The organism is Actinomadura physcomitrii, from assembly GCF_008923205.2.
Taxonomy (GTDB): Bacteria; Actinomycetota; Actinomycetes; order Streptosporangiales; family Streptosporangiaceae; genus Spirillospora; species Spirillospora physcomitrii.
In genome coordinates, this window is record NZ_WBMS02000008.1 from 44,669 (window position 1) to 70,873 (window position 26,205).

The following is a 26,205-nucleotide window of genomic DNA, read 5'->3' on the forward strand; positions in this document are numbered from 1 at the left end:
TCACCTCACCCGTCACTCGGTACCAGGTCTGACTTGCCCTCGTCCTCCAGAGGGACCCCGGGGCGCCGCACGGCGCCCCGGGGACCCGCCCGGTCAGCCGCAGTGGCCGTAGTTCGACCAGAAGTTCAGCTCGCCGTACGTACCGCCGAACCGCACGCACTTGCCGGCGGCGCCGGCCTTGACCGGCCCGGCGTAGTACTTGTACGCCTTGGGCCCGTCGACCTTGGCGGACTGCCCCTGCACCTGCAGCCGGGCCGACACCGAGACCGAGTCGCCGACCGCCGAGCCGACCTTCATGGTCACCACGCAGTTGCTCTGCGCGTTGTTGCTCCACAGCAGGTAGGTGGTCGCGGTGATCGCGCCCTCGCCCATGTCCTCGTGGTCGATGACGTGGTAGTCGCCGCCGCCGCAGACGCCGATGGGCGTGTAAGCGGCCATCGCGGGCGCGCCGAGGGCGACGGACCCGGCGAGCGCGGCGGACGCGCCGAGGGCGAGCGTGGCGGCCTTGCTGATCGTGCGCATGGGACCTCCTGAAGATCACGAACAACGAAGATCAGTAGACCCGCGCTCCATGATCAACAGGCGCCCTCCAGATGAACACTTCCACCCCCGCCCATGACCCCCGCAAAGACCCCCAGGCAACAGCCACTCCTCCCGCGCACGTGAAGGTTGACGCGGACCGAAACCGGGAGGGGGTGTGGGGCGGAGCCCCCACACCGGCGCTCTGGGTCGCCGAGAACGCGACAGGGAACCGTACCCCGCGCGAACGGGAAGGTTGACGCGGAGCGAAACCGGGAGGGGGCGTGGGGGCGGAGCCCCCACATCGGGGGTCTGGGGGTCGCCCCCCAGAAGACACCGCGGCTGCGGCGAAATCGGCCGAAGGCCGATGAGCATGCGAGCCGAGCCCGTAGGGCGGGCGGGACTCGAACCCGCGACCGGGAGATTATGAGTCTCCTGCTCTGACCAGCTGAGCTACCACCCCGGAGGCGGCGCCCCGTCGGTGACGCTGCGGTCGGGGGCGTGCCGGGTGCCATCCTAGCGGCGGGGTGTCGGCGGGGGCCAGCGAGAAGCGGCCGGGGCGGCGGTCAGGCGGGCCAGGTGGGGCGGCGCTTGCCGAGGAAGGCGTGCATGCCCTCCTGGGCTTCGGGGGTCTGGCTGGAAGCTGCCATGACTTCGACGGCGTAGGTGTAAGCGTCGGCTTCGGGGCGGTCGAGCTGGGCGTACATGGCCTGCTTGCCGAGGGCCTTGCTGCGGGGGCTGCCCTGGGTGGCGCGCTGGAGGAGGGCGAGGGTGGCCTTGTCGAGGTCGTCGTCGGGGACGGCGTAGTTGATGAGGCCCCAGTCGGCGGCGGTGGCGGCGTCGATGGTGTCGCCGGTGAGGGCCATCTCGGCGGCGCGTTTGCGGCCGATGTTGCGGGAGATGGCGACGAGGGGGGTGTGGCAGAACCAGCCGCCTTTGCCGCCGGGGGCGGCGAACGCGGCGCTCTCGGCGGCGACGGCGAGGTCGCAGGACGCGACGAGCTGGCAGCCGGCGGCGGTGGCGAGGCCGTGCACGCGGGCGATGACGACCTGCGGGACGGACTGGATCGTCTGCATGAGGGCGGTGCAGACGCGCAGCAGGTCGCGGACGTCGGCGTGGGACGCGCCGGCCATGTCGGCGAAGTCGTGCCCAGCCGAGAAGACGGGGCCGTTGGCGGCGAGGACGATGCCGCGGGCGTCGGTGCCGGCGATCTCGGTGAAGGCATCGGTGAGCTGCAGCAGGAAGGTGCGGGACAGAGCGTTGCGGCGGCGCGGGCGGTTCATGGTGACGGTGGCGAAGGGGCCGTCGCGTTCGATGAGGACATCGGTGTTTTCGCTCATGCCTCGACGTTACGTCAGACCCTCGTCGTACGGTGGGCTCGTCCACGGACTCCGAGGGGGTATGGCCTTGAAACTGCTCACCGCCACCAACTCCGGCCAGGGTTTGCGCGACAACGACTTCGACTGGTGCGTCGAGGGGGAGCTGGTGCACATCGGCGTGGTGTGCGCCCGCGACCGGGACGACCCGGACGGCGGCTGCGGGTGCGGCCGGTCGTTCGCGGGGCTGAACTCGCACCGTGCGACGACGACGGCGATGGTGCGGGAGGTGCCGGGGTTCACCGACGAGGACTATGTGGAGGCGATCCGCTCGAGCCTGGAGCAGCAGGGGTGCGATCCGTCGTTCGCGGAGCACGACGCGGCGCTGCTGCGCTGCCTGGTGCGGGACTGGCCGGTGGGGGTGATCGTGGAGCGGCGGCTGAATGAGATCGTGGTCAGGCAGGTCGTCCAGCCCTGATCAGGAGGTGCGTTGTGCTCGTCGCGTTCTCGGTGACCCCGCTCGGGGTGGGGGAGGACGTCGGTGAACTGGTCGCGGAGGCGGTGCGGGTGGTGCGGGCGAGCGGCCTGCCGAACCGCACCGACGCGATGTTCACGACGGTGGAGGGGGAGTGGGACGAGGTGATGGCGGTGGTGAAGGCGGCGACGGACGCGGTGGCGGCGCGGGCGCCGCGGGTGAGCCTGGTGGTGAAGGCGGATCTGCGGCCGGGGGTGACGGGCGCGATGGACGCGAAGGTGGAGTCCGTCGAGCGGCACCTGTCCGGGGGCTGACGGAGGGTTCTAGGTCAGCCAGTCGGAGATCTCGTCGTCGGTGCGGGGGACGGCGCACCAGAGGGCTTCGTCCATGGAGGCGCAGAGGGGGACGCGCTGGTCGAGGCCGAGGACGTGGAACATGCGGCGGGCGAAGGGGCGGGCGCCGACGACGGCGAGGGCGGCGCCGTTGTCCTCGCAGCGGCGGGCGCAGTGGGAGACGGCGCGCATGCCTTCGGAGTCGAAGAAGGAGACGCCGGCGATGTCCAGGACGATGGGGCGTGCGGCGTAGCCGAGGAGCCGGGTCCGGACGGCGGGGGCGGACGCGCGGTCCATCTCGCCGGTGAGCAGGACGGTGGTGTGCCGTTCGTGCTCGATGACGACCATGGCGACGGCGGTGTCCTTCATGGTGCCCCCCAGATGGCTCGGGCCGATCCCGTGACTCAAAAGCATCGCGCGGGCACGCATGGTCGCCAAGCCGCTGCATCGGATCGGCATGTTCCTGTTCGTTCCGCTGGTCCGGGTTTTACCGGGTTGCGCGGGCGGGTCAGGTGAAGCAGGCGCGGACGCCGCGGGCGCCGCCGCGGGAGAAGGCCTGGAGCCGCTGGGAGGCGCTGCCGTGGTCGCCGGGCTTGGTCCAGGGGGTCGTGTCGCCGATGACCTGGAACGAGTCGACGATCTCGCGGGTGTCGCCGGTCTCGAAGGTGAGGTCGCCGTCGGCGGCGGACCCGTAGAGGGTCGCGCCGGCGAGGCAGTCGGCCTGGAGTTCGGCGGCGGGCGAGACGAGGCGGCGCTGCAGCCGGTTCTGGACGGCGTGCCCCCATTCGTGGGCGACGACGAGGTACACCCAGGCGTCGCCGCCGGCGTAGCCGGTCCGCATGAGGTGCGCGTCCCAGGCGAGGAAGTCGCCGGCGGGGCAGTACTCGGCGTTGTCGCGTTCGAGGGGTTCGCCGCCGCAGGTGGGGGTGGCGGCGGGGTCGGAGCCGTCGTAGAGGCCGACGACGCGCGGGGACGTGTAGGCGCCGGTGAAGAACCGCGTCCAGTGCCGGCGCCAGAAGCGGTCGGTGATCGCGGTGGCGGTGCGGAGGTCGCCTTCGAACCCGGCCTCGTCGAAGCGGCGCGGCGTGGCGGGGGTCCGCGGCGAGGCGGTGGGCGAGCCGGTGGCCCGGGGGCTCTGCGCGGGACGTGCGGGGGCGGCCGTGCGGGCGGCGGCGGTGTACTCGCAGGCGCCGGTGAGCGTCATCGCGGCGGCGAGGGCCAGGGCGGCGATGGGGCGTCGGTTCATGCTGGGGGATACGTACGCGCGTCCCCCGGCGGTCGGGCCGGATCCGGCCGTTATGCCTGGAGCAGCATCCCGGCGGTCTGGACGAGGGCGGTGTTGTCGGCCGCGGCGGTGCCGTCCGGGAGGGTGAGGACGTCCTCCAGACCGACGCGGACGTCCAGGTTGAACCGGACGGCGAGGCGCAGGACGGGCCAGGCGCCGCCGTCCTCGCCGTGCAGCAGGACGGGCCGGCCGTGGCCGGTGCCGAGCGCGTGCAGGAGGTCCTTCGCGGTGCCGGTCGCGGTCTCGGGGTCGGTGTCGGTGACCTCGGCGAGGACGCGCAGCACCTCGCGGGCGCGCGGCCAGCGCAGGAACCGCGCGGCGGCGTCGGTGCCGGAGAAGATCCCGGCTTCGACGGCGACGCCGCGGTCGAGGAGGGCCGCGGCGACGCGTTCGGCGCCGTCCTCGTGGAAGTTGACCGACGCGTGGTCGGGCAGCACGGTCCAGGACCGGATCAGCGCGGCGCGTTCGGCGGGGTCGGCGGCGGTCCAGGCGCCGGTGGTGACGCCGACGGGCACGCCCGGCGCGGCGGCGCGGACCGCTTCGAGCGCGGCGGCGACGCGGCCGGGGTCCATGGTGTCGGCGCCGGCGGCGTCGCGGGGGTGCAGGTGGACGTCCTGCGCGCCGGCGTCCACCGCCGCGCGGACGGCCGCCGCGAGCTCGTCCGGGGTGACCGGGACGCCCCGCGCCCGGCTTCCGTTCGGGCAGACCTGGAGCATGCTCCGATCCTCTCAGCCGCCGGTCAGGGGGTGATCACGCAGGGGCCGCCGGCGCAGACGTCGACGGTCCGCCCGGTGGTCAGGAAGACCGCCTTCTGCCGGCGCGCGTCGGCGTTGTTGCGCGGGTCGGAGTGCGGGTCGCGGCCCTCGGTGGGCGGGGTGTTCGTGGTCGGCGGGGCGGGGGAGCCGCTGTCCCACACGACCATCGCCGATCCGCCGGTGGACGCGCCGAACGTCGGGATGTTCCAGTACGGGACCGTGTCGGGGCTGCGCCCGGCCCGGACGGTCGGGGCGTGGACGCGGGCGCCGATCGTGCGGGCCTCGACCTCGGCGGCGACGGTCGCGACCTGGTGGTCGCCGAACGCGACGTGCATCAGCACCTGGTGCGCCGGGGTTCCCGGGTACGGGTGGTCGGTCATGTGCCAGGCGTATCCGTCGGCCTCGCCGCGGTCCCACAGCATCTGGATCAGCGCGAGGCCGATCTGCTGGTCGAGCTTGTCGGGGTAGAACAGGTCGAGGACCTTGGCGTACTGGGGGAAATCGGCGCTGCGGTTGAGCAGCGTGCTGTAGTTCATCGCGGGGACGCCGAGGACGGACCGGTGCAGGTCGGGAGAGACGGCGGTGAGCGCGCCGCCCATGATCCCGCCCTGGCTGTTGCCGTCGTAGGTGAGCGGGGCGCCGGGCGCGATCAGCGGCTTGCCGGAGCCGTCCTGGAACGCCTTGTCGGCGGCGAACCCGCGGGTCATCGCGCGGCCGAGGAAGACGAAGTTCAGCATGCTCTGCTGGAGACGGTCGGCGACGGTGCGGAACCGGGTGATGTCGGCGAGGGCGGAGACGACGTTCGGGACGTCCTCGTCCGACATGCCGATCCACTTCGTCGCGCAGAACGCGAAGTCGTGCTCGGCGGCCATCGCCTTGACGTTCCCGGCGTCGACCTCGCTCTCGCTGCCGAGGAGCCCGTGCCCGTAGAGGGCGGGGTTCGCGGGCTTGCCGAACGCGGCCTTCGGGATCTCGCACTGGAACGGGACGGCCTGGCTGTTGCCGGGCAGCTGCGACGGGAGCCCGTCCGCGCCGTAGTGGAACGCCGACCCGGGAAGCCCGCCGTACTGGTCGAGGTAGCTCGGCGCCCACACGACGCCCTTCACCTCGCGCGCGATCTTGTCGTCGACGTCGTTCGTCACCTGCGTGACCAGGAACGACGGCGACCTGTCGCCGAGCTTGCGGAGCGCGTCGTCGCGGATGTGCAGCATCGGCCCGGCGATGCTGCGCGCGCTGGCGACGGTGAAGTCCCAGGCCAGATACAGGCCGTCGCGGGTCACGCCGCGCTCGGCGAGGTCCGCGAGCACCTGCTTCTCGGCCTTCTGGCGGGCGTGGAGCGGGTCGGTGGACGGGAGCGCGGGGCCGAGGATCTTGGCGAACGCGGCGTTCGGCTTGATGAGGTTCCCGGACGCGTCGCGCAGGTTCCGCAGCGCGACCGCGTAGTGGTGGCCCTCGACGAAGTTCTTCGCGGGACGGACGATCAGCGCCTTGCGGTCGTCGGGCGCGTTGGCGTCGAGCTCGGCCCAGTACGGCCACCGCTGCCCGGTCGCGGTGTCGACGATGACGATCGGCGCGTCCGGCTTCAGCGACGCGCCGATGTCGGTGACGGGCGCGGCGCCGGTGCGCGCCAGGTCGATGCCCGGGACGCGGCTGAGCAGCTCGGACCCGGGGGAGAAGCCGTCCGCGCGGTTCCACTCGTCCGGCGAGACGGGCAGGCCGAGCGCGTTCTTCAGCGTCGTGCGCATGTCGATCCGCAGGCCGGTGGCGGTGCGCGGGTCGGGCTCGGTGTACCAGTCGCTCGGGAACGGCAGCAGGCAGGACGCCGGGTCGATCGGGTCGCAGCCGTCGCTTGCGGGGGCGGCCGGGGCGGCGCCGGCGGACGCCGGCGCGGCGGCGAGCAGCGCCGCGGACAGGACCAGAGCGGCGCCCGCCGAGAGGGCGCGCAGGGACAGGACACGCATCGTCCACCTCCGGGGAGATCCGCGACGTTCGGAGAGATCTTGGTCTCAGCGCGGCCCGCGGTCAATGGGCGTGCGATCTCGGCCGATGCCGGTCATCCGCGGGGGACCGGCCGCCGCGTGTTCCGGCCACGTTAAATCTCGCGAAGTGACGGTTTCATCTCCGTTTCGGGGGGTGATCCGGCCCTGACCGCAAGCGATAGTGAGCGCAGCGCCGCACCCGCCCCGGAAAGGACCGTTCCATGGACGCCGTCCCTATCATCGACCTCGGCCCCTGGTTCCACGGCGGCGAGCGCGACCGCGCCGCCGTCGCCGCGCGGGTGGACGCCGCGCTGAGCGAGATCGGCTTCCTGGTCGTCACCGGGCACGGGGTGCCCGCCGCGGACCGGGCCGCGATCCGCGCCGCCGCCAAGCGCTTCTTCGCGCTTCCGGAGGAGGTCAAGTACCGGTACGCGGCGACCGTGGGCGAGCGCGGCTGGCTGCCGCCCGGCGTCGAGGCGAACGGGTACGCCGAGGGCACCGCGACGCCGCCGGACCTGAAGGAGACCTTCGCGGTGGGCGCGGACCGCCCGACCGGCGACCCGTTCTTCGACGCCGAGTGGTTCCTGCCGAACGTGTGGCCGGGCGAGGTGCCGGAGCTGGAGGCGCTGCTGACGCGCTACCTGGCCCGGATGAAGCGGCTGTCGGACGATCTGCTCGCGCTGTGCGCGGCCGCGCTCGGCCTGCCGCCCGGGTTCTTCACCGCGCACGCCCGGCACCCGTCCTTCACCCTGAACATCAACCGCTACCCGCCGCTGTCGCAGCTCGGGGAGCCGGAGCCCGGCCAGTTCCGGATCGGCCCGCACACCGACTTCGGCACCGTCACGGTCCTGGACCGGCAGGACGGCGTGGGCGGCCTGCAGGTGCACTCGCGGGAGGCCGGCTGGGTGGACGCCCCGTGGGTCGAGGACTCCTTCACCATCAACGTCGGCGACCTGCTCGCGCACTGGACCGGCGGCCGCTGGACGTCCAACCGGCACCGCGTCCTGCCGCCGGACCCGAGCGCCCCGGACGAGGAGCTCGTGTCGCTGATCTTCTTCTACGAGTGCGACCCGGACGCCCGCATCGAGCCGCTCGGCCCGCCCGTCGGCCGCACCGCCGGCGGCGCGGCCGTGCGCGCGCACGACTTCCTCCTCGAACGCCTCGACGCCATCACCCTCGCCTGAGCGCGCCTCGGCCGAACAGCGGAAAGGTCCCCCCGATGACCGAGATGAGAGAAGGCGTGCCCGCGGGCGTGGTCGTCCGCGAGGGCGACTACGGCGCCCGGGTCGCCGCCGTCGAGCCGGGCGGCGCCGGCTTCATCCCCCTCGACCAGCGGCACGGCCGGCCGATCGACCTGCTGTGGACCTGGACGTCGCCGAACCTGGAGTTCGCGACGGTGTTCCTCGGCGTGCTCGCGGTCGCCGCGTTCGGGCTGACGTTCTGGCAGGCCGCCGCCGCGATCGTGGCGGGCACGCTGCTCGGCTCGGCGACGCACGCGGTCCTGTCGGCGCGCGGCCCCCGCTACGGGGTGCCGGAGATGGTGCTCGGCCGGGTGCCGTTCGGGCACCGCGGCAACATGCTGCCGTCCGCGATCAACTCGGTGGCGGGCGGCGTCGGCTGGTTCGCGGTGAACAGCGTCAGCGGGTCGCTGGCGCTCAACACGCTGACCGGGATGCCGAAGCCGCTGTGCCTGGCGGTCGTGGTCGCGCTGCAGGCGGGCGTCGCGTTCTTCGGGCACAACCTCGTGCACGCCTACGAGCGGTACGCGTTCCCGGCGCTGGCGGTGGTGTTCGGCGTCGCGTCCGTGATCATCCTGGCGAAGGCGGACTTCGGTGCGCCCGCCCCGGACGGGGCCGGGCCGGGCGGGATCGGCGCGTTCCTCATCGTGGTCGGCGCGAGCTTCGGGTACGCGGCGGGCTGGAACCCCTACGCCGCCGACTACACCCGCTACCTGCCGGCCGCGACGAGCCCGCGCGCCGCGGGCCTGTGGGCGGCGCTCGGCGTCTTCGCCGGCTGCACCGTCCTGCAGATCGTCGGCGCGGCGTCGGCGACGCTCGGCGGCACGGCGCTCGCCGACCCGACCGGCGCGTTCACCGGGCACCTGCCCTCGCTCGTCGCGAACCTCACCCTGCTGGTCATCGCGGTCGGCGCGGTCGGCGCCAACGCGATCAACATCTACTCCGGGTCGATGTCGTTCGTCGCGACGGGGATCCGGCTGCCGCTGCCGGTGCGGCTGCAGCGCGCGCTCGTCGCCGGGGCGTTCGGCGCGGTCGGGCTCGTCGTCGCCTACTTCGGGCTGGACGACGCCGGCCACGACTACGAGGCGTTCCTGCTGGTCATCGCGTACTGGATCGGGCCGTGGCTCGGCGTGGTGCTGGCCGACCTGGTGCTGCGGCGCGGCGTCTGGTCGGTGCGGGACGCGGACGCGCGGGTGGACGCGATGGTGTTCGACGTCCGCCGCCGCAACTGGGCTGGGCCGGCGGCGATGGCGGTCGCCGTCGTGGTGTCGGTGTGGCTGTTCTCCAACCAGGAGAAGTACGTCGGGATCGTGCCGAGCCACCACCCGTCGTTCGGCGACATCACGTTCGCGGTCGGGTTCGCCTTGGCGGCGCTGCTCTACGCGGTGCTGCGCAAGGTGCCCGGCTTCCGCGAGAGCGGCTGACCGGTGGCGCGCTTGGCGGACGCCGCCGGGCCGTGCGAGGTCAGGACGACCGGGGCGCCGAGCGCGTCCTCGATCGTCTCGACCGGACGGCGGCCGAGCGGCGCGTAGACCGGCCGCGCGGACGCCAGCCGCCGGGTGAGGGCGGCCTGGCGGTCCAGGTCGCCCGCACCCGCCGGCAGCCGGTCCACCGGACCGGCAGGCGTCGTGTAGGCCCGGCAGATCCGCAGGTCGGGACGCGCCCCCGCGACGTCCAGATGCGTGACCGCCAGGCCGTCCACGCCGCCGACGACCTCCAGCGCGTACCTGAGGGCGACGGCGTCGAGGTGGCCGGCGCGGAACGCGCCCTGCCAGGGGCCGGTGCCGTTGTGGGGTTCGGGCAGGGAGGCGGTGAGCGCCGCGTCCTCGGTGACGAACGGCCCCGGGCCGTGGCGCGTCGCGTACGTCCGCAGGACGCCGAGCCGCGCCGCCGCGCCCGCCTCCCCGGCCTCGGCCAGCAGCGTCTCGGCGTTGGCGAACGTGGTGGTCGACCAGGTCGTGTACGGGTGGAAGCCGTGCCACTCGTCGAGCAGCACGCCCTGCGCGCCCTCGAACACCACGTCGCCCGACCGGAGCAGGCCGTGCAGGTGCCCGCCGCCGACGATCCGGACGCGCGCGGCGAACGCGGTGAACGCGTCCGCGCAGGCGGTGGCGTCCGGGACGTCCTCGCCGGACGGGAACGCCGCCCGGTACCAGTCGTGCAGGGCGGTGAGGCGCCGGCGCAGCCGCGCGGGGGACAGGCAGTCGCCCGCGCGCGGCGCGTCGTCGTGCGCGAGGGCGTAGGACGCGGTCTCGCCGATGCCCATCCCGCACGACCCGTGCCGGGCCGTGCCGCGCGCCCGCTCGCGCGCGCGGTTGGCGGCCCGGTGGTACGGCGTGGTGAGCAGCGCGTCCCGGTCGACGGTGAGCCGGTCCAGCGCGTCGCGCACGCCGAGGAGGCGCAGGTGGTCGGCCTCCGCGGCGAGCGCGAGCGGGTCGACGAGCATGAACCGCGACAGGTGCGTCCGGACGCCCGGCGTGAACGTCCCCGAGCCGAACTGGGCGAACGTGTGGTGCCGGCCGTCGTCCGCCACGACGTTGTGCGCCGCCTGCGCGCCGCCGTTGAACCGGACGACCGCCGTCACCGGCGACGCCGTGCCCGAGGCGGCGGCGCAGAGGTGGTCGACGACCGTGCCCTTGCCCGCGTCCCCGTACCCGAGGTCGACGACGATGACGTGCCCCATCGCGGCCCTGCCCTCAGAGCCGCGTCGTCGCGGACGGGCCCGGGGCGGCGTCCAGGCCGGGCGGCGCCGCCGACACCGCGACCGGCGCGCGCGACGCGTCCAGCCGGGCCAGCGCCCGCGACACCGACGCGCCCGCGTTCGAGCCGGCCTCGGCCAGGTGGTCCAGGCCCTCGTCCAGGTCGATGGCGTCCTCGGCGAGCCCGACGGTCAGCGCGATCGTCTCGCACACCGCGTCGAGGTCGTCGAGGTAGAGGACGTGCTGGCCGAGCAGCCCCTGCCAGAACTCCTTCAGCTCGCGGCTGCCGGAGTGGTAGGTGCCCTCGGGGATGATGAAGTACACCTCGTACGTCCGCTGCAGCTCGCGCAGCACGTCCTCGATCGGCAGGTCGCGCTCCAGGTCGTCGCCGATGACCTTGGCGACCTCGCGCCGCTTGATCTTCGGGTAGGCCAGCTCGTCGCCGATCATGAACAGGTAGCCGCGCTTGCCGCGCTTCTCGAAGCAGTCGATCGAGGTGTGCCGCGCCATGAAGTACATGGCCAGCTCGTAGGACTCGCGCATCTGGCCGCCGCCTCCGCCCTCGAGCAGGATCCTGCCGAGGTCGTCGTCCATCCGGTTGTCGGCCTCGAACTGGCCGATCTGCAGCGGCGCCCGGTCGCAGGTCGCGTCGCCGACCGCGCCGAACAGGATGTGCGGGTCGGCGGCGTAGCCCTTGCGCAGCAGCAGGCCGAGCAGGTCGGGCAGCTTGGTCTGCAGGGTGCGCGGCACGCCGCCCATCGAGCCGGTGACGTCGAACAGCACGCCGATCGCCAGCGACTCGGGGTGGTCGTCGGAATCGCGGCTCTCGCGGACCTTCACGCCCTTGGGGTCGAGGTCGGGGTGGACGGTGGTGGCGCCGCCGTCGCTGTAGGCGAACGCGCTGGCGCCGGTGGACGCGCGGTAGCTCGCGCGCGCGGCGTAGACGTCGGTGGACCAGTTTCCGCTTCCCATGGACGTTCTCCTTCAGTGGGTGACGGCGGGCAGGTGGAAGGGGCGGAAGCGCCGCGGGCCGTAGAGCCGTTCGAGCAGCTCGTCCAGCTCGCCCAGCAGCCGCCAGGCGTCGTGTGGGCGGCGGTTCTGCGCGGTCAGCAGGCAGCCGCGCGCGAACGAACGCATCGCCTTGGGCGCCTGGTCGCCCATCAGGTCGGTCATGCACCGGGTGGCCATGTAGATGTCAGTGGCCTGGCTCGCGGGACGCTGCGCCGGCACCTCCGGCGGGTACCAGTCGCGGTACCGCTCGACCAGCGCTGGGACGCGCCCGGTCGCGTCGGCGTAGGAGTAGCAGCCGGGGACGGAGTAGCACCAGTCGACCAGGACCAGCCCGTGCTCGTCGGGATGGATCATGACGTGGTCGGGCAGCACCGCGCCGTGCAGGACGCCCGCGCGGTGCGCGAACCCGAGCCCGACGAGCAGCCGCCGCCACATCCACGCGGCGTCGCGCGGGTCGACGCCGCCGGGGTAGGCCGCCTTGACCTCGGCCAGCGTGCGGAACCCGGCGAGCGCGGCGACCGCGTTCGCCTGCCGCTGCGTCCCGGTCACGGGGTCCTTGTGGCGGAACGACTCGACGAGGTAAGGCACGTACGGCAGGAACCGGCCGTCGCCGTCCTTGGGGAGCTGCCGCAGCGCGACGGCTTCGCGTTCGAGCAGGTCGCCGTCGCGGGGGTCGCGCGGCATCTTCAGCAGCACCCCGCCCGGCCGGGTGTCCGTCCCGGCCCGGTAGAGCTGGGCGAGGTCGCCGGAGACCGGGTCGCCCGCGATGCGGTAGGAGTGCCGGCGGGTCGTGAGCACGGCCGGGTCGGACCGGTTGTAGGTCCGCCACAGCGTGTTCAGCCGGACGAACGCGTCGCGGGTGCGGCCGCCGGTCGCGTCCGGGTGGACGAGCCGGACGAGCCGCCGGTAGCGCCGCGCCGCCTCGGCGGCGTCGTCGCCGAACAGGTCGGCGGGGACGCGCGCGCGGTCGAGGCGGGCGAGCGCGTCGTCGAGGTCGCGGGTGTTCACGTGCATCACCTGATCTCTTCCTCGCGGCTGGGGCGCAGCAGTGCGGGGTGCAGGAGGCGGGCGTCGCCCGCGCGGTAGAGGCGGGGCCGGGGGCCGCCGCGCCGGCCGCCCTTGTCGGACGTGGCGCCGGTGCTCTCCACGAAGCCGGGGACCGACAGGACCTTGCGGTGGAAGTTGCCGGCGTGCAGCTCCTCGCCCCAGACCGCCTCGTAGACGGCGCGCAGCTCGGGGATGGTGAACTCGGCGCCGCAGAACGCCGTGGCGAGCGGGGTGTACTCGAGCTTGTCGCGGGCGCGCTCCAGGCCGTCGGTGAGGATCCGCGCGTGGTCGAACGCGAGCCGCCGGGTGGTGCCGGGCCGCTGGTCGCCCGACTCGGTCAGGCCGAGCGCGTCCACCGCGACCCATGCCGCGTCGGCGGCGTCGCCGCCCGCTTCGGGGTCGGGCAGCTCGGGCGCGAACGCCAGGTAGGCGACGGAGATGATGCGCATGCGCGGGTCGCGGCCGGGGGCGCCGTAGGTGCCGAGCTGCTCCAGGTGGACGCGCCCGAGCGCGCCGTCCTTCCCGCTGAGGCCGGTCTCCTCGGCCAGCTCGCGGACGGCGGCGTCCGGCAGGTCCTCGGCCTCGCGCCGGCCGCCCGCGTGCACGAAGCCGCCGGGCAGTGCCCACATGCCCGCGTACGGCGCGCCCCCGCGGCGGACGAGCAGGACGTGCAGCGCGCCGTCCCGGATGGTGAGGGCGACGACGTCCACGGTCACGGCGACGGGGTCGTAGGCGCGCGGGTCGTAGCTCGCGAGGAACTCGCTCTCGTCGCGCATCGGTTCCGGGGACATCCGCGCCTCTCCATGGTCTCGGACTGAGTAAGTCTCAGCTTGAGTTCATCTCGTTATGAGAAGAACGAAATCCGGAGTGTGTCGGTATGTCCAGCCGGTTTCCCGCACATGCGCGAAGCGCCGCCTCCCACCAGGGGAGACGGCGCTCTGCGGAGCAAGCGTCAGCGGCGGTGGCGCCCGCCCGGGTACGGCGGCTCCTCGTGCTCGCCGTCCTCGTGGGGCTCCTGGTCGTACGGGTCCCGGGCGTGGTGGCCGGTGCCGTAGCGTCCGCCCTCGTACGGGTTGGAGCCGAACTGCCCGGCGGAGTACCGGTCGCCCGGATGCGGGCCGGATGCGAACGGGCCCGGCACCCCGGGATCGAGCGCGTACGGATCGTCCGGCTGCTCCGCCGCGTCGTCGCGCGCGTACCGTCCCCGACCGGGGCCGCCCTGCGCGCGCGCCTCCCGCTCGTAGCCTTCGGCGGGCCGGTAGGGGGCGCGCTCGTACGGTTCGCCGGGACCCCGGCCGCTCGGCCTGCGCCCCACCGAGTACCGCCCGGTCGGGTAGGGGCTCTCCGGCGCGGGGACGTTCGGCCGAGACCCGGCCCCGTACTGGCCGGGCGCCGGCGCCGGGAACCCGCCGCCCTGCGGCGGCCCGGCGAACGACCCGTCGAACGGCGCCACCCCGGGCGGCGGCGCGTCCATCGGCGCGGCGACCGGGCGGTCGGGCGGCGGCGCGTCCAGCAGCAGCTTCATCTGGCTCTTGCGGCGGCCGTACCCGAGGTAGATCACGATGCCGGCGGCCATCCAGACGGCGAAGTACCCCCACGTCTGCACCTTGAGGTTCAGCATCAGCCAGCCGGTCGCGAGGATCGTGGCGGCGGCGGTGACGGGCGCCGCCGGGACGCGGAACGGGCGGTGCAGGTCGGGGCGGTCGCGGCGCAGCGCGAGCACGGCCGCCGAGACGAACAGGAACGCGAACAGCGTCCCGATCACCACCATCTGCTCGAGCGTGAGCACGTTGATCGTCTGCGACATCACGACCGCCGCGCCGCCCGCGACCAGCGTCGCCCGCGACGGCACCCGGTACCGGCTCATCACGGCGATCGGGCGGGGCAGCAGGCCGTCCCGGGACATGGAGAACACCACCCGGGTCAGGCTGATCAGCACCACCAGGATCACGGTGGTCAGCGCCAGCACCGCGCCGATGTCGATGATCTTGCCCATGGAGTCGGCGCCGACCAGCCCGAACGCGGTGGCGAGCAGCGGCTTGGCCGGGTCGAGCCGGTCGGTGGAGACCATGCCGACCATCGCGACGGCGACCGCGACGTACAGCACCACGGCGATCGCCAGGCTGGTCAGCATGCCGCGCGGCACCTTGCGGGGCGCGTCGTCGGTCTCCTCGGACGCGGTCGCGATCAGGTCGAAGCCGATGTAGGCGAACGCGATCGCGGGCGCGGCGGCGAAGATCCCCCAGATGCCGAACACGCCCGGTTTGCTGCCGGTGACCGCGCCGAGCAGCGCGTCCAGCACGGTCGTGGCGCCGTCCGGCGCGGGCTGCTCGGGCGGCACGAAGGGGGTGAGGTTGCCGGCGTGGAAGAACTTCAGCCCGGTCGCGACGACCAGCCCGATCACGATCAGCTTGGCCATCACCATGAACCACAGGCTGCGCAGGCTCAGCCGGCTGCCGGTGGCGAGCATGGTGATCAGCAGCACCAGGATGCCGAACGCGAACAGGTCGAAGCCCTTCTCCTGCCCGATGACGCCGGCGAGCCAGGACGGGACGGGCACGGCGAAGTCGGCGAGGGCCTGGGTGGCGTACAGCGACCAGGCGCGCGCGACGACCGACGCGGCGAGCAGCAGCTCCAGCACCAGCGCCCAGCCGACCACCCACGCCCAGATCTCGCCGAACGCGACGTAGCTGAAGGAGTAGGCGCTGCCCGCCACCGGGACGATCGACGACAGTTCCGCGTAGGACAGCGCGGCGAGCAGGCAGACGCCGCCGGCGATCAGGAAGGAAATGATCACCGACGGGCCGGCGGTGGTCGCGGCCTGCTCTCCGGAGATCTTGAAAATGCCGGAGCCGATCATCACGCCGAGCCCGAGGACGATCAGGTCCCGGGTCCGGTACACCACCCTCAGCCGGTGCCGGCCGCCGTACAGCCGGCCGGTCGCCTGCTCCACCGGCAGCCTGCGGAACATGTTGTTGCGCATGCGGACGTCCCAGGTCATAGGTATCCCCCCTGGCCCGAACCCGCGCCGCTGATCGCGAGAGACGGTGTTGTCGAAGTCCCTAAGAATTCACCAGGTATGACCATAATCGCAACGTTTTCCGGCGGATTGCTGTCGCCCGTCTGTTGTCGGATCCTGCCGAACCCCCGCCCGCCAGTATGGCGGAAGGAGCCGCAGGTGAGAGGCGGATGCCGAGTCCGTTTCTGGTGGACCGTTCCCGCCAAAAGCCGCCATTCCGAAGGAAATCTTTCGACCGCGGCGCGCCGCCGACAGGAATCCACAACCCGGCGGCCACGGCGGCCGAGCGGCCGGGGCAGGCCGGTGCCGCGGGCGGCCGGGGTCGGCCGGTGCGGACGGTGGCGATCGGTGAAGATCGGTGACACCGTAGGGACGCCGCGTCCCACAGGAGGTTCGGTGTCCCGCCCAGCACAGCGCCCCTCGCCCTCGAGAGCCCTCCGCCGCACCGCGTCCGCCGCCGCGCTCGCCGTCACCGCCGCGCTCGCCGTGCCCGCTGCCGCGTCGGCGGCCCCGCCCGCGCCCGCCGCGCCGCCCGGCCACAATCCGCCGGCCAAGCAGCCCGTCGCGACCGGCTACGGCGGCGCCGTCTCCACCGTCGACCCGGACGCGAGCCGCGCCGCGCTGGAGATCCTCAAGCGGGGCGGCAACGCGATGGACGCCGCCGTCGCCGCGGGCGCGACCCTCGGCGTCACCGAGCCGTACGTGTCGGCGATCGGCGGCGGCGGATACATGACGTACTACAACGCCAGGACCCGCAAGGTGTACGCGCTGGACGGCCGCGAGACCGGCCCGGCGGCGATGAAGGCGGACTACTTCATCGACCCGGCGACCGGCAAGCCGCTCTCCTTCGCCGACGCCGTCACCAGCGGGCTCAGCGTGGGCGTGCCCGGCACCCTCGCCCAGTGGGACCTGGCGCTGCGCCGGTTCGGCACCCGCAAGCTGGGCGCGCTGCTGCAGCCGGCCATCAAGGTCGCCGAGCACGGGTTCGTGGTCGACCAGGAGTTCTACGACCAGACCGCGACGAACGAGGCCCGGTTCCGCGACATCTTCCCGACCCGGAAGCTGTTCCTGCCCGGCGGGAAGCCGCCCGCCGTCGGGTCGGTGTTCAAGAACCCCGACCTCGCGAACACCTACAGGCAGCTCGCCGCGCACGGCATCGGCTGGCTCTACAAGGGCGAACTGGGCAGGGAGATCGTCCGGACCGTCACCAGGCCGCCGGTCGACCCGGAGGCGGACCGCGTGGTCCGGCCGGGCGTGCTGAAGACCGGCGACCTGGCCGCCTACAAGGCGCTGTCCAAGCAGCCGACGCACGTCTCCTACCGCGGGTACGACGTGTACGGCGAGCCGCCGTCGTCGTCCGGCGGCTCCACGGTCGGCGAGGCGCTGAACATCCTCGGCAACTTCCGCCTCGACCCGCGCGACCCCGTCACCGCGCTGCACTACTACCTGGAGGCGTCGAAGCTCGCCTACGCCGACCGCGGCGCCTACGTCGGCGACCCCGCGAAGGTGAAGGTGCCGCTGGACGAGCTGCTGTCCCAGGGGTTCGCCCGCGAGCGCGCCTGCCTGATCAAGCCGGACCAGGCCGCCGCCGCGCCCGTCGCGCCCGGCAGCCCGGACGGCCAGTACCAGCCGTGCGTCCCGCCCGGCACCCAGACGAGGGTGCTGGCCGCCGAGGGACCGCAGACGACCCACCTCGTCGTCGCGGACAAGTGGGGGAACGTCGCCTCCTACACCGTCACGATCGAGCAGTTCGGCGGCAGCGCCCTCACCGTCCCCGGCCGCGGGTTCCTGCTCAACAACGAGCTGACCGACTTCTCGTTCACTCCGTCCGCGCCCGGCGGCCTGCCCGACCCGAACCTGCCCGGCCCGCACAAGCGGCCGCGCAGCAGCATCGCGCCGACGATCGTGCTCAAGGACGGGCTGCCGAAGCTGGCGGTCGGCACGCCCGGCGGGTCGACGATCATCACGACCGTGCTGCAGATCCTGGTGAACCGGCTCGACCTCGGCATGGACCTGCCCACCGCGCTCGCCGCGCCGCGCGCCACCCAGCGCAACACCCCGCAGGTCTTCGCCGAGCAGGCGTTCATCGACAAGTACGGCAAGGCGCTCGCGGCGCGCGGGCACCGGCTGGAGGTGTTCCCCGGGCCGCCGGCGGGCGTGATCGGCGCCGCCACCGGGCTGGAGTTCCTGCGGCCCGGCCTCGTCCAGGCGGTCGCCGAGCCGGTCCGGCGCGGCGGCGGCAGCGCGCTGGTCGTGCGCCCGGCCGGCCCGTGACGAGTGCGGACCGGGCGAGCGGGAAGTAGTGGTGGCATGGCGCAGTCTTACGTGCAGGTGACCACCACCACCGACGCCCGGTCCGAGGCGGCCGGGCTGGCCCGGTCGGCGGTCGCCGAACGGCTCGCCGCGTGCGCCCAGCTCGTCGGCCCGATCGCGAGCACCTACTGGTGGGAGGGCAAGATCGAGACCGCCGAGGAGTGGATGGTGGTGTTCAAGACCACCGCCGACCGCTTCGACGAGCTCGCCACCCTGATCACCGACCTGCACTCCTACGACACCCCGGAGATCATCGCGACGCCGGTGGTGGCGGGCAGCCTGGACTACCTCGCCTGGGTCGCCGAGCAGACCGAGCCGGGCGAGCGCGACGAGGCGGTGGACGAGCCGGAGGACTGAGCGGCGCCCGGCCGTGCCGGACTGCTGTCGCGCCGGGCCCGTGTGAGGCATGCCATAGCCGGGTAAGTCTTCATTTACCGTGGCGGGCGTGGTTTCCTCGGCCGCGGAGAGGAAGGCGGTCGACGTGCGCGAGCAGTTCGAGGTCCGCGAGGACGGGGAGCACGAGGACACCGGCCTGTTCGGTCCGGGCTCGGTGACCTGGCGGGTGATGGGCGAGCCGGTGCTGATCGTCGGCGGGATCCGGGCGCTGCTGCTGCAGGCCCTGCACCCCCGGACGATGTGGGGCACGGCGCAGAACTCCGAGCTGATGAACCCCGACGCCGCGTGGGCGCGGCTCGGCCGGACGGTCGAGTTCGTCCGGGTGCGCACCTACGGCACGCACGAGGAGGTCGAGCGGGGGGGCCGCCGCGTCCGCAAGCTGCACTCCAAGCTCACCGGCCTCGACCTGCGCACCGGCGAGACGTTCCCGGTGGACGACCCCGAGAACCTGCTCTGGGTGCACATGGGCGAGGTCGACTCCTACCTCGACGTCGCGCGCCGCGCCGGTGTCCCGCTGACCGCCGCCGACGCCGACGCGTTCGTCGACGAGCAGCGCCGCGCCGCCGCGGTCGTCGGCCTCGACCCGGCGGACGTGCCCGGCTCGGTCGCCGAGATGGCGGACTACTACACGGACATGCGGCGGCGGATCTTCGCGTGCCGGGAGGCCCGCGAGGGGCTGAAGCGGATGTTCAGCCCGGCCGTCCCGCAGCACCTGCTGCCGCTGAAGCTGGCGGCCCCGGGCGTGGCGATGCTGGTCGTGTCGACGCTGCCGCGCTGGGCCCGCCGGATGTACGGGCTGCCGGGCCTGCCGACGTCCGACCTGGCCGCGACGCTGGCGCTCAAGGGCCTGTACCGGACGACTCATGTCGTCCCGGAGCGGTTCAGGTACTCGCCGGACGCCCAGCGGGCCAGGCGCCTCACGCGCGCGCACGAGGCGGACCCGGCCGGCTGGTCGATGGCGTCCTGAGACGGCGTCCCGTCCCGAGGCGAGCGGAGCCCGGTCAGGCCACCGGCGGGGGAGCGTCGCCCTGCGCGGTGTCCGGTCCGCCTGCGGTGTCCTTGCCGTGCCTGGGGAGCAGCAGCGCCGGGACGATCAGCACCGCGGTGAGGATCATCGAGACCCAGAACGTGGTGCCGAACGCGTCCGCGAGCTTCGGCGCGACCTGCTCGCGGATCCGGTCGGGGATCTGCCCCACCCCGGCGGTGCCGCCGTCGCCGCCCATCTGCGGCAGCCGCGAGCTGATCTGGCGGGACAGGATGACGGCGAGCAGCGCCACCCCGACCGAGCCGCCGAGCTGGACGAGGATGTTCAGCGTGCTGCTCGCCCGCGACGCCGCCGAGCGGGCCAGCGTCGTCAGCGCGGCCGACATCGTCGGCATCATCGTGCAGCCGAGGCCGAGGCCCCGCACGTACAGGGCGGCGCCGAGGTACCAGTAGGAGGTGTCCGCGCCGACCAGCGCGAACGGGATGGTCCCGACCACCAGCAGCACGATGCCGACCGGGACGATCCGGCCGGCGCCGAGCTTGTCGACGACGATGCCGGACAGCGGCATCGCGGTGGCGGCGCCGAGGCCCTGCGGGGCCAGCAGCAGCCCGGCCGCGAGGGCGCCCTCGCCGCGGGCGGTCTGGTAGTACAGCGGGATCAGCAGCATCGAGCCCATCAGCGCGATGCCGACGAGGAACACCGCGACGGACGCGGTCGCGAACGTCCGGTCGGTGAACAGCCGCACGTCGATCAGCGACCGCTCCCGCCGCTGCAGGCTGTGCAGCACGAACAGCGCCACCAGGACGGCGCCGGCGACCAGCCACGCGATCGTGGACGTGTTCCCGAAGCCGCCGTTGCTGTTGGCGGTGGACAGCCCGTAGATCAGCAGCGCGAACCCGGGCGGCAGCAGGAACAGCCCGCGCAGGTCCAGCGCGGAGGAGCCGCCTCCGCCGTGCCCTTCCTGCTCGTGCGGCACCTTCCACCAGGCGAGGGCGAAGGCGAGCGCGCCGACCGGGAGGTTCACGAAGAAGATCCAGCGCCAGTCGACGTCCTCGACCAGCCAGCCGCCGAGCACCGGGCCGAGCACCGGGCCGAGCAGCATCGGCACGCCCACGATGCTCATGATGCGGCCGACCCGCCGCGGCCCGGCGGCCACGGTGAGGATGGCCATGCCGGTCGGCATCAGCATGCCGCCGCCGAGCCCCTGCAGGACGCGGAAGACGATGAGCGACTCGATGTTCCAGGACGCGCCCGACAGCGCCGACCCGGCGACGAACAGCACGATCGACAGCATCCACACCCGACGGCCGCCGAACCGGTCGACCGCCCAGCCGGTGATCGGGATCACCGTGCCGAGCGCGAGCGTGTAGCCGGTGATCGTCCACTGGATGGTGGACAGGCTCGCGTCGAAGTCCTTGCCCAGCGTCTGCAGGGCCACGTTGACGATGGTGGTGTCCAGGATCGCCATGACGGTCCCGGAGACGATGACGAGACCGAGGAGGATGACCTGCGGATCCAGGCGCTCGGTCGCGGCGGACGCGCCCGGCGGCGCGAGGTCGGTGGGCGGGCTCTCGGCCATGGTCGGCCCCCTCGTGTGTGTTCCGGTTGCCCCGTGTCCCCAGTGGGAAATGCGTGAAACGCCTTGAAGTTCAACGTGTTTACACTGCAGCACGGAATGTGTTGAACTTCAAGGTATGTCCGGAAAAACAGGCGCGGTCGTCACGCCCGGTGGCGCGCCGGACGGCGCGTCCGCCCGCACGGGCACCGCCGTGGACGCCGATCTGGAGGCGATGGTCCAGATCATGGGCCGGATGTTCCGCGGCATGAAGGGCCGCAGGGCACAGGACGAGGCCGAGGAGCTGATCGAGCTGGTCAAGGCGGCCGGGCTCGGCCCCCGCCACGTCCCGGTGCTGATCGGCCTGGTGCTGAACGGGCCGGTCCCGGTCGGCGTCCTCGCCCGGCACATGGCGCTCAGCCCCGCCACCGTCAGCCAGCTCGTCGGGGAACTGCAGCGCGGCGGCTTCGTCGACCGGCGCCCCGACGAGCGGGACCGCCGCCGCATGATCGTCAGCCTGGCCGAGGAGCGCCGCGCGCTCGTCGAGCGGTTCGCGTGGCGGCGGCTGCGGCCGCTGCGGATGACGCTGGAGGCGCTCGGCCCCGCCGAGCGCGAGCACTTCCTGCACGGCTGGCGGACCCTGGTCGAGATGATGGAGCGGACCGGGAAGGACGACCCGCTCTGCGGCGGGGTCAGCCCCGGCGCATGAGCCGCCCGACCGCCGCCATCAGCTCGGTGGACATCTCCTCGCCTTTGCCCTCGTGCGTCCCCTCCGCCACGCAGTGCCGGACGTGCCCGTCCAGCAGCCCCAGCGCGACCTTGTCCAGGGCCGCCTGGACGGCGCTGATCTGGGTGAGGATGTCGATGCAGTAGCGGTCGTCGGCCACCATGCGGTCGATGCCGCGGACCTGCCCCTCGATCCGGGCGAGCCGGGTCTGCAGCTGGTCCTTGGTGGCGGTGTACCCGCGGGTGGGGGTCTCGCCGGTCGCCATCTCCGTCCTCGCAATCACTCCGGGGCCGTGCGGGTCCCTGGGACGCCCCGCCGGGGGAGATCCCCCAAGGGGTATTTTATGCGGTCGGATCGGCCGGGACGTTCCACGAATCGATCACCGGGTGGCCGTGCTCGGTGCCGAGCAGCGACAGCGTCCCGGTGGCGAGCGCGAAGGCCCGCCCGAGCGCGGGTTCCAGCCCGAGCCAGCGGGCGGTCAGCACGCGCAGCACGTGCCCGTGCGCCACGAGTGCCACGTCGCCGTCCGCCAGCAGCGGCCGCACCCGCGCGAGCACCGCGTCGGTCCGCTTCCCGACCTGCTCGACGGTCTCGCCGGGATGCTCGGCGTCGCCCGGGACCACGCCGTCGTTCCAGAGGTACCAGCCGGGCCGGTCCTTGCGGATGCCGGCCGTGGTGACGCCCTCATAGCCGCCGTAGTCCCATTCCCAGAGGTCGGGGTCCGTCTCGTCGACCGCGAGGCCCGCGAGCTCGGCGGTGCGCCGGGCCCGCTCCGCCGGGCTGGACACCACCCGGACGATGTGCCGCGGCGCCAGCAGCGGGGGAAGCGCCCGCGCCTGCTCCTCGCCGCGCGCCGTCAGCGGCAGGTCGGTGCGCCCGGTGTGCCGCCGATCGCGGCTCCACTCGGTCTCCCCATGCCGCAGCAAGATCAGCGCCCCCATGGGCTTCACCCTATTTCCCAGGGGGGACGACCCCCCTTGGAACCCCCCGCTGCGCTCGCAGGGCTCGCTCCGCGTGCCCGCCCGTGAGGTGGCTGGGGTTCAAGCCAGGGGGACCCCCTGGAACCCAGGGGGCGTAGTTCGGTGCGGGGTGATCAGTCGAGGATCGAGGCCAGGGGGGTGTAGGGGAGGTCGTGGGCCTCGGCGACGTGGTCGTAGACGAGTTCGCCCGCGTGGGTGTTGAGACCCTTGGCGAGGGCGGCGTTCTCGTGGAGCGCGCGGCGCCAGCCCTTGTCGGCGAGCTGCACGGCGTAGGGGAGGGTGACGCCGGTCAGCGCGTACGTCGAGGTGTTGGGCACCGAGCCGGGCATGTTGGCGACGCAGTAGAACGTGGAGCCGTGCACCTTGTAGGTGGGGGCGTCGTGCGTCGTGGGGCGGGAGTCCTCGAAGCAGCCGCCCTGGTCGATGGCGATGTCGACCAGGACCGACCCGGTCTTCATGGCGGCGACGAGGTCGTTGGAGATCAGCTTGGGCGCCTTGGCGCCGGGGATCAGCACCGCGCCGATCACCAGGTCGGCGGCGCGCGCCTCCTGCTCGACCAGGTAGGCGTTGGACACCAGCGTCCGCATCCGGCCCTGGTAGATCGCGTCGATGCGGCGGAGCCGGTCGACGTCGAGGTCCAGGACGGTGACGTCCGCGCCCATCCCGACCGCGATCTGCGCGGCGTTCAGCCCGGAGACGCCGCCGCCGATCACCACGACCTTCGCGGGGGCGACGCCGGGCACGCCGCCCGGCAGCACGCCCCGGCCGCCGTTGGAGGCCATCAGGTTGTACGCGCCGACCTGCGGGGCGAGCCGCCCGGCGACCTCCGACATCGGGGCGAGCAGCGGCAGCGACCGGTCCGGCAGCTGGACGGTCTCGTAGGCGATCGCGGTCACACCGGCGGCCAGCAGCGCGTCGGTGCACTCGCGGGACGCGGCGAGATGCAGGTAGGTGAAGAGGGTCTGGCCGGCGCGCATCCGGTGGTACTCGGCGGCGATCGGCTCCTTGACCTTGAGGATCAGGTCGCCTTCGGCCCACACCTCGTCCGGGCCTTCGAGGATCTTGGCGCCCGCGGCGGTGTAGTCGTCGTCGGGGATGTGGGAGCCGAGGCCGGCGCCGCGCTCGACGAACACCTCGTGGCCGTGCCGGGTGAGCTCGTGCACGCCCGCCGGGGTGATGGCCACGCGGTACTCGTGGTTCTTGATCTCTTGCGGGACGCCGATCTTCACGGGGCTCCTCCGTCAACGCTGACCAGGACCTATGCCTACAGCGTGCGGTGCGCGGACCCCTCCTTGCCATGTGCAGGTTGCAAAGTCATCGCTCTTTTCGATGACAAGGTGTAAAGCGCGGCAGGTCGGCGCCGGGCCCCGCTCGGGGCTCCGGCGCCGGGGCTCCTGAATCAGGGCTTGCGGGCGATGCCGCCGTACATGAGCTTGTGCCCTACGGTCAGCTCGTTCGGGACGGGCCCGTCCGGACGCCACAGCGGCAGCGGGACCACGCCCGGCTCCAGCAGCTCCAGGCCGGCGAACCAGTGCTCGATCTCCTCCGGCGTGCGGAACCGCCCGGTGCCGAGCAGCCCCTGGTACTGCACCTCGGCGTCGATCGCCTCCTGGCTGGACGCGCAGAAGCTCGTGATGAACAGGTGGCTGCCGGACGGCACGGCGTCCATCAGGACGTCGACGACCCGCTGCGGCTTCTCGTCGTCGTGCAGGTGGTGCAGGATGCCGACGAGCATCACGCCGACCGGCCGGCCGAGGTCGATGAGCCGCCGGACCTCCTCGTTCGCGAGGATCGCCTCCGGCTCCCGGACGTCCGCGGTCACCACGGTGGTGCGCTCGTTCTCGGCGAGCAGCGCCCGCCCGTGCGCCAGCACGATCGGGTCGTTGTCGACGTACACGACGCGGGACTCCGGCGCGACGGACTGGGCGACCTGGTGGGTGTTCTGCACGGTCGGCAGCCCGGAGCCGAGGTCGAGGAACTGGCGCAGGCCCGCCTCGCCGGCCAGGTACCGCACGCCGCGGCCGAGGATCTGCCGGTTGTAGGCGGCCACGTCGTAGATCTCGGGGACGATCTTGGCGATCTCGTCCACGAACGCGCGGTCCACCTCGAAGTTGTCCTTGCCGCGCAGGACGACGTCGTAGGTGCGCGCGATGCTCGGCTTGGTCACGTCGATGCCGAGTGATGCCCAGTCGTACTGCCGCTCGTCCGCCATGTGCGCCCGCCTTGTGCCGCTGTGGAGTTTCGCCGGATACCGCCGCCTCCATGATCTTAGACGTGGGTCCAGCCCTCCGTCCCGAAACTGTCGAATGTCGTGCGGGTCAGCGGCGCGGCGGCGCGGGCAGCCACTCGTCGGCGATCGCGACCGTCAGCTGCTCCAGCAGCGGGCCCGCCCGGCGGACGCGTCGCTCGGCGTCCGGCTCGATGTCGTCCAGCGCGTACACCGCCTGGATCCGCGCCTTGCGCAGCCGCTCGCCGGTCAGCCCGCGGCGCCCCGCGACCGCGATCACCGGGGCTCCGGCGCGGGCGGCGGCGCGCGCGACGCCGATCGGCGCGGTGCCGCGCAGCGACCGGGTGTCGAGCGTGCCCTCGCCGGTCACGACCAGGTGCGCTCCGCGCGCCCGGCCGGAGAGGTCGAGCAGGTCCAGCATCAGCGCGGCGCCCGGCTCGATGGTCGCGCCGAGGAAGGCCAGCGCGGCGAACCCGACGCCGCCCGCCGCGCCCGCGCCCGGCAGGTCGCGGGCCGCCCGGCGGGACGCCGCCTCCGCCAGGTCGGCCCAGCGGCGCAGCCCCGCGTCCAGCACCCGGACCTCGTCGCGGCTCGCGCCGCGCGGCGGGCCGTCCACCGCGGCGGCGCCGCCGCGGCCGAGCAGCGGGCCCGCCGAGTCGCAGGCGACGACCACCTCGACGCCCGACAGGTCGGGCAGGGCGCGCAGGTCCAGCGCGTGCAGCGAGCGCAGCGCCGCCCCGCCCGGCGGCAGCTCCTTGCCGAGCGCGTCCAGCAGCCGCCCGCCGAGCCCCTGGACGAGCCCCGCGCCGCCGTCGGTGCAGGCGCCGCCGCCGAGCCCGAGCACGATCCGGCGGGCGCCGAGCCGCAGCGCGTGCGCCACCAGCTGCCCGGTGCCGAGGCTGGACGCGGTGAGCGGGCGCGGCTTGCCGCCCGGCAGCCGGCGCAGCCCGGACGCCTCGGCCAGCTCCACCAGCGCGGTGCGGTCGCGGACCGCGAGCCGCGCGGTCACCGGCCGGCCGGTCGGCCCGCAGACCTCGACCTCGATCCGGCGCCAGCCCGCCGCGACCGCCGCCTCGACGGTGCCGTCCCCGCCGTCGGCGACCGGCAGCTCGACCAGCGGGACGCCGGGCCGCGCGCGGCGCAGCCCGGCGGCGAGGTGGCGGGCCACCTGCGCCGCGGTCAGCGCGCCGGGGAACCGCCCGGGCGCCAGCAGGACGTGGCCGTGCGCGGGAGGGTCGGGGGGACGGTCCGCGGACACCACAGCCACGCCTTTCACGCCGGGGGGTAAGGCCCTACCTTCTGCTTACGCCATGACGGCACTATTTGACACCCGCCGGAGCGTCCGAG

Annotated in this window: 25 protein-coding genes and 1 tRNA gene; 8 read left to right on the forward strand and 18 right to left on the reverse strand. The window is 73.6% G+C overall.

Annotation, left to right across the window (positions count from 1 at the left end):
* Positions 1-93 precede the first annotated feature (93 nt).
* The 3 genes from F8568_RS12015 to F8568_RS12025 all read right to left on the reverse strand — a co-directional run bounded on the left by F8568_RS12015 (position 94) and on the right by F8568_RS12025 (position 1,859).
* Entirely contained in the window at positions 94-522 is a 429-nt protein-coding gene (locus F8568_RS12015) for an acetyltransferase (RefSeq protein ID WP_151593619.1), read from the reverse strand.
* A 386-nt stretch (positions 523-908) separates the two neighbouring features.
* Positions 909-982: transfer RNA gene (locus tag F8568_RS12020), tRNA-Ile, on the reverse strand.
* A 103-nt stretch (positions 983-1,085) separates the two neighbouring features.
* Positions 1,086-1,859 carry an enoyl-CoA hydratase-related protein gene (locus F8568_RS12025; protein ID WP_151593620.1) on the reverse strand — a complete coding sequence of 258 codons (774 nt, stop codon included), beginning with the start codon at positions 1,857-1,859 and terminating at the stop codon, positions 1,086-1,088.
* Between the two features lie 61 nt (positions 1,860-1,920).
* On the opposite strand from F8568_RS12025, the gene F8568_RS12030 reads away from it, so the two are divergent.
* Complete coding sequence (locus F8568_RS12030; RefSeq protein ID WP_151593621.1) at positions 1,921-2,313, forward strand: DUF7715 family protein; 393 nt, start codon at positions 1,921-1,923, stop codon at positions 2,311-2,313.
* 14 nt (positions 2,314-2,327) lie between these two features.
* Entirely contained in the window at positions 2,328-2,624 is a 297-nt protein-coding gene (locus tag F8568_RS12035; protein ID WP_151593622.1) for an MTH1187 family thiamine-binding protein, read from the forward strand.
* A 9-nt stretch (positions 2,625-2,633) separates the two neighbouring features.
* Here F8568_RS12035 and F8568_RS12040 read toward each other — a convergent pair whose 3' ends face one another.
* The 4 genes from F8568_RS12040 to F8568_RS12055 form a co-directional block, all read right to left on the reverse strand.
* Positions 2,634-3,011, reverse strand: coding sequence for an STAS domain-containing protein (locus F8568_RS12040; RefSeq protein ID WP_160573594.1), 378 nt, complete (start codon positions 3,009-3,011; stop codon positions 2,634-2,636).
* 139 nt (positions 3,012-3,150) lie between these two features.
* Complete coding sequence (locus tag F8568_RS12045) at positions 3,151-3,888, reverse strand: neutral zinc metallopeptidase (RefSeq protein WP_202124834.1); 738 nt, start codon at positions 3,886-3,888, stop codon at positions 3,151-3,153.
* Between the two features lie 50 nt (positions 3,889-3,938).
* Entirely contained in the window at positions 3,939-4,643 is a 705-nt protein-coding gene (locus F8568_RS12050) for a 3-keto-5-aminohexanoate cleavage protein (protein ID WP_151593624.1), read from the reverse strand.
* A gap of 23 nt (positions 4,644-4,666) precedes the next feature.
* Positions 4,667-6,643, reverse strand: coding sequence for a hypothetical protein (locus tag F8568_RS12055; RefSeq protein WP_151593625.1), 1,977 nt, complete (start codon positions 6,641-6,643; stop codon positions 4,667-4,669).
* 239 nt (positions 6,644-6,882) lie between these two features.
* On the opposite strand from F8568_RS12055, the gene F8568_RS12060 reads away from it, so the two are divergent.
* A complete protein-coding gene (locus F8568_RS12060; RefSeq protein ID WP_151593626.1) occupies positions 6,883-7,845 on the forward strand; it encodes an isopenicillin N synthase family dioxygenase in 963 nt (320 codons plus the stop codon).
* A gap of 35 nt (positions 7,846-7,880) precedes the next feature.
* Complete coding sequence (locus F8568_RS12065) at positions 7,881-9,323, forward strand: purine-cytosine permease family protein (protein ID WP_151593627.1); 1,443 nt, start codon at positions 7,881-7,883, stop codon at positions 9,321-9,323.
* On the opposite strand, the gene F8568_RS12070 is transcribed toward F8568_RS12065, so the two are convergent.
* From F8568_RS12070 to F8568_RS12090, 5 genes are all read right to left on the reverse strand, one after another.
* Positions 9,278-10,582, reverse strand: a complete 1,305-nt coding sequence (locus F8568_RS12070; RefSeq protein ID WP_151593628.1) for an adenylosuccinate synthetase — start codon at positions 10,580-10,582, stop codon at positions 9,278-9,280. The two genes, F8568_RS12065 and F8568_RS12070, sit on opposite strands and share 46 nt — an antisense overlap.
* 13 nt (positions 10,583-10,595) lie before the next feature.
* On the reverse strand, positions 10,596-11,570 hold the full coding sequence (locus tag F8568_RS12075; protein ID WP_151593629.1) for a hypothetical protein: 975 nt from the start codon (positions 11,568-11,570) through the stop codon (positions 10,596-10,598).
* 12 nt (positions 11,571-11,582) lie between these two features.
* Positions 11,583-12,623: a molecular chaperone DnaJ gene (locus F8568_RS12080; RefSeq protein ID WP_151593797.1), complete on the reverse strand. Its 1,041-nt coding sequence runs from the start codon at positions 12,621-12,623 to the stop codon at positions 11,583-11,585.
* Positions 12,623-13,447, reverse strand: a complete 825-nt coding sequence (locus F8568_RS12085; RefSeq protein WP_202124835.1) for an NUDIX hydrolase — start codon at positions 13,445-13,447, stop codon at positions 12,623-12,625. Before F8568_RS12085 ends, F8568_RS12080 begins: the two co-directional genes overlap by 1 nt.
* A gap of 161 nt (positions 13,448-13,608) precedes the next feature.
* Positions 13,609-15,657 carry an amino acid permease gene (locus F8568_RS12090; protein ID WP_236008677.1) on the reverse strand — a complete coding sequence of 683 codons (2,049 nt, stop codon included), beginning with the start codon at positions 15,655-15,657 and terminating at the stop codon, positions 13,609-13,611.
* A 414-nt stretch (positions 15,658-16,071) separates the two neighbouring features.
* Here F8568_RS12090 and ggt point away from each other — a divergent pair, with 414 nt between their 5' ends.
* From ggt to F8568_RS12105, 3 genes are all read left to right on the forward strand, one after another.
* On the forward strand, positions 16,072-17,949 hold the full coding sequence (gene ggt / locus F8568_RS12095) for a gamma-glutamyltransferase (RefSeq protein WP_328600831.1): 1,878 nt from the start codon (positions 16,072-16,074) through the stop codon (positions 17,947-17,949).
* Between the two features lie 36 nt (positions 17,950-17,985).
* A complete protein-coding gene (gene cutA, locus F8568_RS12100; protein WP_151593631.1) occupies positions 17,986-18,345 on the forward strand; it encodes a divalent-cation tolerance protein CutA in 360 nt (119 codons plus the stop codon).
* Between the two features lie 88 nt (positions 18,346-18,433).
* Positions 18,434-19,351 carry an oxygenase MpaB family protein gene (locus tag F8568_RS12105; RefSeq protein WP_328600832.1) on the forward strand — a complete coding sequence of 306 codons (918 nt, stop codon included), beginning with the start codon at positions 18,434-18,436 and terminating at the stop codon, positions 19,349-19,351.
* A 34-nt stretch (positions 19,352-19,385) separates the two neighbouring features.
* Here the strand turns inward: F8568_RS12105 and F8568_RS12110 are convergent, their stop codons facing one another.
* A complete protein-coding gene (locus tag F8568_RS12110) occupies positions 19,386-20,948 on the reverse strand; it encodes a DHA2 family efflux MFS transporter permease subunit (RefSeq protein WP_151593632.1) in 1,563 nt (520 codons plus the stop codon).
* A 115-nt stretch (positions 20,949-21,063) separates the two neighbouring features.
* Here F8568_RS12110 and F8568_RS12115 point away from each other — a divergent pair, with 115 nt between their 5' ends.
* Positions 21,064-21,633, forward strand: coding sequence for a MarR family winged helix-turn-helix transcriptional regulator (locus F8568_RS12115; protein WP_236008678.1), 570 nt, complete (start codon positions 21,064-21,066; stop codon positions 21,631-21,633).
* Here F8568_RS12115 and F8568_RS12120 read toward each other — a convergent pair.
* The 5 genes from F8568_RS12120 to F8568_RS12140 all read right to left on the reverse strand — a co-directional run bounded on the left by F8568_RS12120 (position 21,617) and on the right by F8568_RS12140 (position 26,119).
* Positions 21,617-21,916 carry a metal-sensitive transcriptional regulator gene (locus tag F8568_RS12120; protein ID WP_151593633.1) on the reverse strand — a complete coding sequence of 100 codons (300 nt, stop codon included), beginning with the start codon at positions 21,914-21,916 and terminating at the stop codon, positions 21,617-21,619. The two genes, F8568_RS12115 and F8568_RS12120, sit on opposite strands and share 17 nt — an antisense overlap.
* A gap of 76 nt (positions 21,917-21,992) precedes the next feature.
* Positions 21,993-22,592: a histidine phosphatase family protein gene (locus tag F8568_RS12125; RefSeq protein ID WP_151593634.1), complete on the reverse strand. Its 600-nt coding sequence runs from the start codon at positions 22,590-22,592 to the stop codon at positions 21,993-21,995.
* 152 nt (positions 22,593-22,744) lie between these two features.
* The gene (gene ald, locus F8568_RS12130; protein WP_151593635.1) at positions 22,745-23,860 is read right to left on the reverse strand and encodes an alanine dehydrogenase; all 1,116 of its coding nucleotides are present in this window, start codon (positions 23,858-23,860) and stop codon (positions 22,745-22,747) included.
* A gap of 170 nt (positions 23,861-24,030) precedes the next feature.
* Positions 24,031-24,843 carry an SAM-dependent methyltransferase gene (locus tag F8568_RS12135; RefSeq protein WP_151593636.1) on the reverse strand — a complete coding sequence of 271 codons (813 nt, stop codon included), beginning with the start codon at positions 24,841-24,843 and terminating at the stop codon, positions 24,031-24,033.
* A 106-nt stretch (positions 24,844-24,949) separates the two neighbouring features.
* Positions 24,950-26,119 (reverse strand): glycerate kinase, encoded by a 1,170-nt coding sequence (locus F8568_RS12140; RefSeq protein WP_151593637.1) that lies wholly within the window; start codon positions 26,117-26,119, stop codon positions 24,950-24,952.
* Positions 26,120-26,205: the final 86 nt, after the last annotated feature.

Bases quoted from the DNA above. Each gene is read 5' to 3' on its own strand.
- F8568_RS12015 (WP_151593619.1), bottom strand. From the start codon at position 522: ATGCGCACGATCAGCAAGGCCGCCACGCTCGCCCTCGGCGCGTCCGCC.
- F8568_RS12025 (WP_151593620.1), bottom strand. From the start codon at position 1,859: ATGAGCGAAAACACCGATGTCCTCATCGAACGCGACGGCCCCTTCGCC.
- F8568_RS12030 (WP_151593621.1), top strand. From the start codon at position 1,921: ATGGCCTTGAAACTGCTCACCGCCACCAACTCCGGCCAGGGTTTGCGC.
- F8568_RS12040 (WP_160573594.1), bottom strand. From the start codon at position 3,011: ATGAAGGACACCGCCGTCGCCATGGTCGTCATCGAGCACGAACGGCAC.
- F8568_RS12045 (WP_202124834.1), bottom strand. From the start codon at position 3,888: ATGAACCGACGCCCCATCGCCGCCCTGGCCCTCGCCGCCGCGATGACG.
- F8568_RS12050 (WP_151593624.1), bottom strand. From the start codon at position 4,643: ATGCTCCAGGTCTGCCCGAACGGAAGCCGGGCGCGGGGCGTCCCGGTC.
- F8568_RS12055 (WP_151593625.1), bottom strand. From the start codon at position 6,643: ATGCGTGTCCTGTCCCTGCGCGCCCTCTCGGCGGGCGCCGCTCTGGTC.
- F8568_RS12060 (WP_151593626.1), top strand. From the start codon at position 6,883: ATGGACGCCGTCCCTATCATCGACCTCGGCCCCTGGTTCCACGGCGGC.
- F8568_RS12065 (WP_151593627.1), top strand. From the start codon at position 7,881: ATGACCGAGATGAGAGAAGGCGTGCCCGCGGGCGTGGTCGTCCGCGAG.
- F8568_RS12070 (WP_151593628.1), bottom strand. From the start codon at position 10,582: ATGGGGCACGTCATCGTCGTCGACCTCGGGTACGGGGACGCGGGCAAG.
- F8568_RS12075 (WP_151593629.1), bottom strand. From the start codon at position 11,570: ATGGGAAGCGGAAACTGGTCCACCGACGTCTACGCCGCGCGCGCGAGC.
- F8568_RS12080 (WP_151593797.1), bottom strand. From the start codon at position 12,623: ATGCACGTGAACACCCGCGACCTCGACGACGCGCTCGCCCGCCTCGAC.
- F8568_RS12085 (WP_202124835.1), bottom strand. From the start codon at position 13,447: ATGTCCCCGGAACCGATGCGCGACGAGAGCGAGTTCCTCGCGAGCTAC.
- F8568_RS12090 (WP_236008677.1), bottom strand. From the start codon at position 15,657: ATGACCTGGGACGTCCGCATGCGCAACAACATGTTCCGCAGGCTGCCG.
- cutA (WP_151593631.1), top strand. From the start codon at position 17,986: ATGGCGCAGTCTTACGTGCAGGTGACCACCACCACCGACGCCCGGTCC.
- F8568_RS12110 (WP_151593632.1), bottom strand. From the start codon at position 20,948: ATGGCCGAGAGCCCGCCCACCGACCTCGCGCCGCCGGGCGCGTCCGCC.
- F8568_RS12115 (WP_236008678.1), top strand. From the start codon at position 21,064: ATGTCCGGAAAAACAGGCGCGGTCGTCACGCCCGGTGGCGCGCCGGAC.
- F8568_RS12120 (WP_151593633.1), bottom strand. From the start codon at position 21,916: ATGGCGACCGGCGAGACCCCCACCCGCGGGTACACCGCCACCAAGGAC.
- F8568_RS12125 (WP_151593634.1), bottom strand. From the start codon at position 22,592: ATGGGGGCGCTGATCTTGCTGCGGCATGGGGAGACCGAGTGGAGCCGC.
- F8568_RS12135 (WP_151593636.1), bottom strand. From the start codon at position 24,843: ATGGCGGACGAGCGGCAGTACGACTGGGCATCACTCGGCATCGACGTG.